Annotated in this window: 6 protein-coding genes; all 6 read right to left on the bottom strand. The window is 53.7% G+C overall.

Annotation, left to right across the window (positions count from 1 at the left end):
- Window positions 1-458 precede the first annotated feature (458 nt).
- The 6 genes from D5S03_RS11930 to D5S03_RS11905 all read right to left on the bottom strand — a co-directional run bounded on the left by D5S03_RS11930 (window position 459) and on the right by D5S03_RS11905 (window position 7,221).
- Window positions 459-1,889 carry a S1 RNA-binding domain-containing protein gene (locus tag D5S03_RS11930; protein ID WP_287044181.1) on the bottom strand — a complete coding sequence of 477 codons (1,431 nt, stop codon included), beginning with the start codon at window positions 1,887-1,889 and terminating at the stop codon, window positions 459-461.
- Window positions 1,890-2,426: 537 nt separating this feature from the next.
- Window positions 2,427-3,488 (bottom strand): SO_0444 family Cu/Zn efflux transporter, encoded by a 1,062-nt coding sequence (locus tag D5S03_RS11925; protein ID WP_287044180.1) that lies wholly within the window; start codon window positions 3,486-3,488, stop codon window positions 2,427-2,429.
- Between the two features lie 31 nt (window positions 3,489-3,519).
- On the bottom strand, window positions 3,520-4,125 hold the full coding sequence (recR, locus tag D5S03_RS11920) for a recombination mediator RecR (protein WP_008869466.1): 606 nt from the start codon (window positions 4,123-4,125) through the stop codon (window positions 3,520-3,522).
- A 31-nt stretch (window positions 4,126-4,156) separates the two neighbouring features.
- Entirely contained in the window at window positions 4,157-4,459 is a 303-nt protein-coding gene (locus D5S03_RS11915; RefSeq protein ID WP_008869467.1) for a YbaB/EbfC family nucleoid-associated protein, read from the bottom strand.
- 14 nt (window positions 4,460-4,473) lie between these two features.
- Window positions 4,474-6,159 carry a DNA polymerase III subunit gamma/tau gene (dnaX, locus tag D5S03_RS11910; RefSeq protein WP_008869468.1) on the bottom strand — a complete coding sequence of 562 codons (1,686 nt, stop codon included), beginning with the start codon at window positions 6,157-6,159 and terminating at the stop codon, window positions 4,474-4,476.
- A 138-nt stretch (window positions 6,160-6,297) separates the two neighbouring features.
- A complete protein-coding gene (locus tag D5S03_RS11905; RefSeq protein WP_008869469.1) occupies window positions 6,298-7,221 on the bottom strand; it encodes a branched-chain amino acid transaminase in 924 nt (307 codons plus the stop codon).
- Between the last annotated feature and the right edge of the window lie 386 nt (window positions 7,222-7,607).

Raw genomic sequence — 7,607 nt, 5'->3', positions numbered from 1 at the left:
CCAAAAGGTAATCACTCCAGCACTCACTTTTTTCCGGCACTCATGAAGAAGAAAGTGAGTGCTGGATGGTAAATTCAGTCAGCGGCATCAGGCCGGTGGCTGATTATCCTATCCATCCTGTTAATCCTGTCTAAGTTTCTTGTTTTTTATGACCCCGGTGAAATGAAGGAAATTTCACGGGGCAGGCAAGGTTTCAGGAGTAAGTCACTAAAAGGACACAAGCTCGGAAGCTGCTAACCTTTGTAACTGTTCACCATGATAATTGGTTTTATCGGGGTCGGGGTCGGTATCGGGGTCGGTATCGAAGCTGTTGGAGAACGCCCCACGCAACTTTGTTTTTCGGTTTTCTATCGAACCTCTCCGAGCTGTAGGCTCTCCGAGCCGGAAAGCCGATACCGATACCGACCCCGACACCGATGGCCAGAACAAGAGTACACACAAAATGTGCTGAACAGCTACTAACTTTTTTTCTTTTCCATGGCCTTTTTCAGTTCCAGTCCCAGGGAGCCAAGACCGTTATCCCGGGCAGGGGCATAGGACTGCCATTCTTCGGACTGCACTGAATCAGCCGGCTGCAGGGATATGCGCCGGTTTGCCTCGTCCACTGATTCTACAGCCACATTCACCCTGTCTCCCGGTTTTTTATTTGTCAGGGACGAATCCTGGTTCTGATGAAGGATGGAGCGGGGTACAAGACCCACTACCCCTGGTTCCAGGGCCACCAGCATGCCGAAATCCTCCTGCTTTTCCATCTTTCCTTCAACCAGGGTGCCTTTTTCGTAGCGGGTGGAGACTCCTTCCCATGGATCTCCCTGAGCGTCGCGCATACTCAAGGATATCCGTCTTTCAAGGGAGTCTATCCCTTTGACCTTTACCCGGACTTTCTGTCCGGGCTGCACCTCTTCCTCTGGCTTGCTGACTCTTTTCAGGTAGCTCATTTCGCTCACATGAACCAGGCCTTCAAGACCTGGAGAGATTTCAACAAAAGCCCCAAAGGGTGCGACTCTGGTCACCACACCCTCGACCACGCTTCCGGGCTCAAAATTTTCAGTGATGCTCTCCCATGGATCTGCCTGAGCCTGCTTCATGGACAGGCCGATTCGAACCTGGCCCTTGTCCTTTTCTTCTATACCCAAAAGATGCACTGATACTGTATCACCCACTGAAACAATCTCCTCTGGAGCAAGACTTCTGGACCAGCTCATCTCGCTTATATGCACCAGGCCCTCAAGACCCGGGGCAACCTCTACAAATACTCCGTAAGGTTCAACCCTGGTCACTGTGCCCTGGAGAACATCCCCGGGCTTATAGTTCCTGGAAAATTCGTGCAGGGACTCAGCCTGTTCTTTGTCCTTTAATGCCCTTCTGGACACGACAATATTCCGGCCATTGGCCTCCACCCTGCTCACGAGAAAGGTCATGCTCTCCCCCACCAGGCTCTGGGAGTCCTCAACCATGCGATTGTCCATCTGGCTCATGGGACAGAAGGCGAGGTGATTGCCCATGACCTGAACCCTGAAACCGCCTTTGCAGGTCTCCTTGACTTTGCCCTGTACCGGTATCTCCTGCTCCATGGCCTGCATAAGCTGCTGCACGCCACCATGAGCGCCGAAAGAAGAGGCCAGCCTGATTTCGCCCTGATGCCTGGAAACCACGAACAGCTCTACTGAATCCCCTTCTTCAAGGGCAAGGTTGCCCTCACTGTCCAGAAGATCCTCCCTGTCTGCAACACCGTCGGTCTTGGTGCCGGTATCAACATATACATGATCCTTGCCGATGCTGATTATCTTTCCCCTGACCCTGTCTCCAGGCTCAAGCTCCGGGCCGGACTCCATTTCCGACTCAGCCAGCATGCGGGCAAAACTCTGTTCCTCGTCTCTTTCTTCCATGACAGTCATTCTCCTGATGGGTATAGTTTAAATTCATAAACGGATGTAACTGTTAACCATCTGATACAATTGGTCAATCCAAGCGAACCGCTGATATACAGGGTCCGGGGGCTTTGCAAACTGGGTCCCGCACTTACTTTTTCTACGTCTGCCCAGTTTTCAAATCAATATTTGCCAAAAAGTAAGTGCGGGATCTGAACGACGTAGGAAGCGTTGATCAAAACCGTAAAACACCGAACTTGATTCAAAGCAGGCTAAAGGAAATATCCTGGTTATTATATCCGTGTATAGGTTTTGATTTACGCTTCCTTGGTGCTCGCCCTGTTAAACACCGCATAGCGGTCCTGCTTCGCAGGGTTTAACAGGGTGAAGTTTTTACGTCCTGTTTGCAAAGTCCCCGGACCCTGGTGCATAGTTACAAACGGATGAACAAGCAACCGCGTTGCTAAAATAATCCCTGCACAAAATCAACAGGCAGTTTGCCTGACAACCACTTCAGCAGCCGCGTCCATAAAAACAATCCGTGGCATCCCCGGCTTATCTGCGACGGAAAATGCCCCCTTTCGACTTAAAGACCGTAACAGCCGTCAAAAGCACCAGAACCACCAGGCCGGTCCATTCCAGCCAGACTGGAAGAAGATCCCTGGCTGCCCCTTTCTGGACTGCCATATCTATCCCGGCCAGAACGACAAGATGGTCCATGCCCAGGCCAAGCAAGACAGTGGTCAGCACAATTCCGGCAACATAACAGGCCAGAACCCGGCTGCCCATCTCCCGGCGGAGCACCCCCAGGGTGGACAGACTGGTGATGGGTACGGCCAGCAAAAAGACCAGTACCGTCCCAGGGGAGACTCCGGCCATGAGCATGCCGGCGCTGATGGGAGTCGCCGCCGCCGCGCAGATATACATGGGCATCCCGGCCACGGCCATGACAAGCATGGCCCACACACCACTGCCGTAATCAGCCAGAGCCTGAGGAGGAACAAAGGTAATGAGCATACCGGCAATGACCAGGCCAAGGAGAATCCAGGCGATTATATCCCGGAACAGATCATAAAAGACATAGCGCATCCCGGCTTTTATGCCCACGGCCAGAGGCTCACTGGGGATTATGGTAGAACCTCCGGCACACCCGGTCCCGGTTGAACTGCAGGAGCAACCGTCCTCCCCTGCCTCCGCCGGAGCAGACTCAATAGAACATGGGGGCCTGACAAGTGATACCAGCAACCCGGTGACAACGCCTGTAACAACCGCCCCCAGAGCCCTGGCCAGGGTCATTACAGGACCCAGCAGGGCATAGGTAATGGCCAGGGAATCAGCCCCGACACCCGGGGTGCTGATCAAAAAGGCAGTGGTGGGGCCGCGCCCCGCCCCGCCGCGGTACATGGCAAAGGCCGTGGGGATAGCTCCGCAGGAACAAAGAGGCAATGGTGCTCCCATCAACGCCGCCCTGGCAACAGCACCTGGACCGCTTCCCCCCACCCAGCGCTGCAGGGTGCTCTCCGGAATCAGGGCCTTGATCAGGCCGGCGGTAAAAAGGCCCAGCAGAAGCCATGGAGCAGCAGCAAGTGAGATGGAGAGAATGTTTTGAAGAATCATTAAGAAGAAAATGAGGTCAGGGTACCCCGCCTTAGATATTCTGCCTGAAGCGCATGGACTGCTTCAGGGTCTCCTTGTCCATGAACTTTAGATCCGACCCCAGGGGTATCCCCTGGGCCAGACGGGTGACCCGTACATGTGGATATTCCTTTTCCACCATGTTTTTGATATAAGATCCGGTGGTTTCAGCTTCAAGAGTGGTACCCAGGGCCAGGATAATTTCACTGGTCTGTCCACTTTGCAGATTCTCACGCAGCTTGTCCAGCTCTAAGGAATCGGGACGCACCCCGTCCAGGGGAGACAAAAGCCCCCCCAGCACCAGGTAGCGCCCCTTGAAAAACCCCGATTCTTCCATGACCAGCAGGCTGTCCCATTCGGATACCAGGCAGAGCTTGTCCTGCTCCCGCATGGCATCGGAGCATATGGAGCACGGATCTGTATCCGCCAGGGCCGCACACTGGGAACAGATACATAATTGATCCCGGAGATCAGTTATGCTCTGCCCCAGCCCCCTGGTCTTGTCTTCCGGCCATTTAAGAAGGGTCATGGCCATGCGCAGCGCACTCTTGGGACCTATTCCCGGCAGGTCTGAAAGACGGTCCACAAGAAGCTGCATTGATCTGGGCAACTTTTGCACAGTGTTTTCCTTGTCGGCTTGATGAGTGGACTTAGAACAGTCCCGGAATCTTCATGCCCCCGGTAAGCTGGGACATTTCACCCTGGACCATCTCCCGGGCTCTTTTCAGGGCGTCGTTGGTTGCGGCCAGGATAAGATCCTGCAGCATTTCCACGTCCTCGGGATCCACCACGTCTTTTTCAATCCGTACTTCCAGGACTTCCTGTCCCCCATTCACCTTTACCGTGACCATGCCTCCGCCGGCGGATGCCTCCACCTCCCGGGCATTCAGCTCTTCCTGCATCTTGGCCATTTTCTTCTGCATCATCTGGGCCTGTTTTACCAAATCCTGCATGTTTTGTTTTCTCCTTATGAGTTGGGTTTGTCGTTGTTTCTGCTTATATCCATTATCCGGGCATCAAATGCATCCATTAATCTTTGCACCCCCGGATGATTGCGCGCCTTTTCCTCTGGTGAAGCATCAAAAATCTCTGGGGCTGCTCCAGCTTGAAAAACCACCTGCATTTCTCTGCCGAAAAAACTGCCAGTCAGGGTGGACAGTTTTTTTTCGCGGCCGTTTCTTAGCAGAGCGGACCGAACATACTCTTCTTCCGGTTTAAGAGTCAGCTGATCTTTGTCAATACTGGCGCTGCATTGCTTGAGCATCCTGGCCAGAGTCATATCATCGCGGCAATGCTCCCGGCAGTAATCCAGAAAACCGTCCCAGTCTTTTTCTGTCCCGGGCGGCTTTTCTTCTTGAACCTCAGCTTTATCCTCCCCCCTGTCCTGGAATTCCTGGAAATTTTCAGTTACTACCTCAGGTTCCCCGGGAGAGCTGGATGTTTTATATTCATTATTGAGGCTTTTTTTTTCCCCGCCTGCAGGATATTTTTTTTCTGCCGTGTTCTGCCTGGTCTCTCCCCGGGGCTGCGGCTCCGGGGCATACCCGGAAACAGGAATAAGCTCTGGCAGATAAGCCAGATTGTAAAGCATGAGTTCCAGGCTGATTCCCGGTTCGTAACTGCCCAGTATGCTTTTGCGGCTTTCCAGGACCATCTGCCACCCGGCATGAATGGTTGAGGCCGCAAACATGCCGGCCATTTCCCGCCACTTTTCAACCTCTTCCGCCGGCAGGTCCAGGACTTTTCCAGCCTCCTGACCACCCTGGGAAAGAAGAAACATATTACGCCAGCACTGGGCCATTTCCTGCAGGAAAAAACCAAGATCCAGACCCTGTTCCAGGAGATAATTGACCATCTCGTGCAGCCGGACCAGGTCCTGATCCAGGATATGCTGCATCAGGCGCAGAAAAAGCTCCTGATCCGCAAGTCCCAGGACCCGGCGGACATCCGCGGTCTTCAGCCCCTCGTCTCCCAGGGCCAGCACCTGGCCCAGCATGGACATGCTGTCCCGGACACTGCCGGATCCGCGGCGCGTCAAAAGATGCACTGCTTCCTTTTCGTAGGATACCCCTTCGGTGTCCAGGACAAAGCAAAGATGCGCAAAAAGCTCGCCGTGGGTCAGGCGTTTGAAAACATAATGCTGGCACCTGCTGATCACTGTGGCCGGAAACTTTTCCGGAGCAGTAGTGGCCATGATGAATACACAGTGGGCTGGGGGTTCTTCCAGGGTCTTGAGCAGGGCGTTGAACGCCGATGTGGACAGCATATGGGCCTCGTCAATAATGACCACCTTGTACCTGCCGCTCATGGGAGAATAGGCCACATCCTCGCGCAGCTTGCGTACGTTGTCCACGCCGGTATGCGAAGCAGCATCTATTTCCCATACATCCGGTGAAGCACCCCTGGTTATCTGCTCGCAGCTTGAACACTGGTTGCAGGGCTCAGGGGCAGGCCCATTGTAGCAGTTTATGGCTTTGGACAAAATCCGGGCCAGGGTGGTCTTGCCCACCCCCCTGGTGCCGCTGAACAGATAGGCGTGGGAAGGCCTGTCCTGCCCCGCCGCCCGGGACAGAATGCTCTTGATGAAATCCTGTCCCGCCACCTGGGCGAAATTCTGCGGTCTATATCTGGCTGTAAGTCCTGCCTTGGCCATATCAATCTTCCCGGTTTAAAGCCTGCCTGTCAGGCCTGAATCAAATCCCTGCCCGGCCTTCCGGCACTTTCTCCCCATCTTCCCCTCTTCCTTATTCCTCATTCCGCATTCCGCATTCATCATTTCTTCTTTCCATACCTATATCTCATAGTCATACAGCCATTCAGCGTACTTCATGTTTTCCCCGCGGACTATCTTGAAGTATTCGCTCTGGAAAAGCAGGGTGTTGGGTCCGGCCTTGCCCTGACCGATGGTCCTGCGGTCCACTTCCCTGATGGGGGTGACTTCTGCCGCGGTACCGCAGAAAAAGGCCTCATCAGCCATGTAAAGCTCATCACGGGTAAAACGCTGCTCTGTTACTTCATACCCCATGTCCCGGGCCATGGTAATTATGGAATCCCTGGTAATGCCCCCCAGGATGGAACCCAGGGGTGGAGTCTTGAGCTTGCCGTGCTTGACCAGGAAAATGTTTTCTCCGGTGGCCTCGGATACGTATCCGTCCACATCCAGCATCAGGGCCTCGTCATATCCGTCAGCTTTGGCCTCTCTTTTGGCCAGCACCGAGTTGACATAGTTGCCCGCCACCTTGGCCTTGGTCATCATGACATTTACATGGTGCCGGGTAAAGCTTGATGTCCTGACCCGGATGCCGCTTTGCAGGGCGTCCTCTCCAAGATAAGTACCCCAGGGCCAGGTGGCTATAATGACCCTGATGGAATTTTCCCCGGGATGTACTCCCATGGCCCCGTCCCCTATGAAGGCCAGGGGCCGGATATATCCCTGGTCCATTTTGTTGGCCTTGAGGGTGTCGACTATGGCCTGACAGATTGCCTCCTCTGTAAAGGGAATTTCCATTTCCACTGTCCTGGCGGAATTAAAAAGCCGCTCCACATGTTCTTCCAGGCGAAAAAGGGCTGAAGTGCCGTCTTTGCACTTGTAGCTTCGGATGCCCTCAAAAACCCCCACTCCGTAATGCAGTGTGTGCGTTAGCACGTGCACCCTGGCCTCGTCCCACGGCACCAGTTGCCCGTCAAACCAGATATTCTCGGTCTTCTGAATCATATCTCCCCCTTGGTTTCATTTATTTATCGGCAGAGGCAGGCCTTGCCTCACGCATTGGCTTACTTCCAACCCCGCATAATCTAAAGCGGGCTTTGCCCGCAACCCAATAAAGAAAAGAGCTATTTGACAGGATTAACAGGATTAAGAGATTGATTAAGAGAAAAATCATTTTGTCCTGGCCGGAAGCCAGGCCAAAAGGTTATCACTCCAGCACTCACTTTTTTCCGGCACTCATGAATGCCAGAAGAAAGTGAGTGCTGGATGACTAATGCAATCTGCGGCTTCCGGCTTGCCCTGTGAAATTCCGAAGGACAGCGCAGCTGATTTCACCGGGGCCGCTGATTGCTTATCCTGTCAATCCTGTTAATCCTGTCTAAGTTTCTTGT

The sequence above is a fragment of the Desulfonatronospira sp. MSAO_Bac3 genome, from assembly GCF_003838035.1.
GTDB classification, from domain to species: Bacteria; Desulfobacterota; Desulfovibrionia; order Desulfovibrionales; family Desulfonatronovibrionaceae; genus Desulfonatronospira; species Desulfonatronospira thiodismutans.
The sequence above is the reverse complement of the archived record's forward strand: the minus strand, read 5'-3'. Positions and strand labels throughout refer to the sequence as shown.

What these genes read in the sequence shown, in the direction of transcription:
- D5S03_RS11905 (WP_008869469.1), bottom strand. Translation starts at nt 7,221, where the DNA reads ATGATTCAGAAGACCGAGAATATCTGGTTTGACGGGCAACTGGTGCCG.
- dnaX (WP_008869468.1), bottom strand. Translation starts at nt 6,159, where the DNA reads ATGGCCAAGGCAGGACTTACAGCCAGATATAGACCGCAGAATTTCGCC.
- D5S03_RS11930 (WP_287044181.1), bottom strand. Translation starts at nt 1,889, where the DNA reads ATGGAAGAAAGAGACGAGGAACAGAGTTTTGCCCGCATGCTGGCTGAG.
- D5S03_RS11925 (WP_287044180.1), bottom strand. Translation starts at nt 3,488, where the DNA reads ATGATTCTTCAAAACATTCTCTCCATCTCACTTGCTGCTGCTCCATGG.
- D5S03_RS11915 (WP_008869467.1), bottom strand. Translation starts at nt 4,459, where the DNA reads ATGCAGGATTTGGTAAAACAGGCCCAGATGATGCAGAAGAAAATGGCC.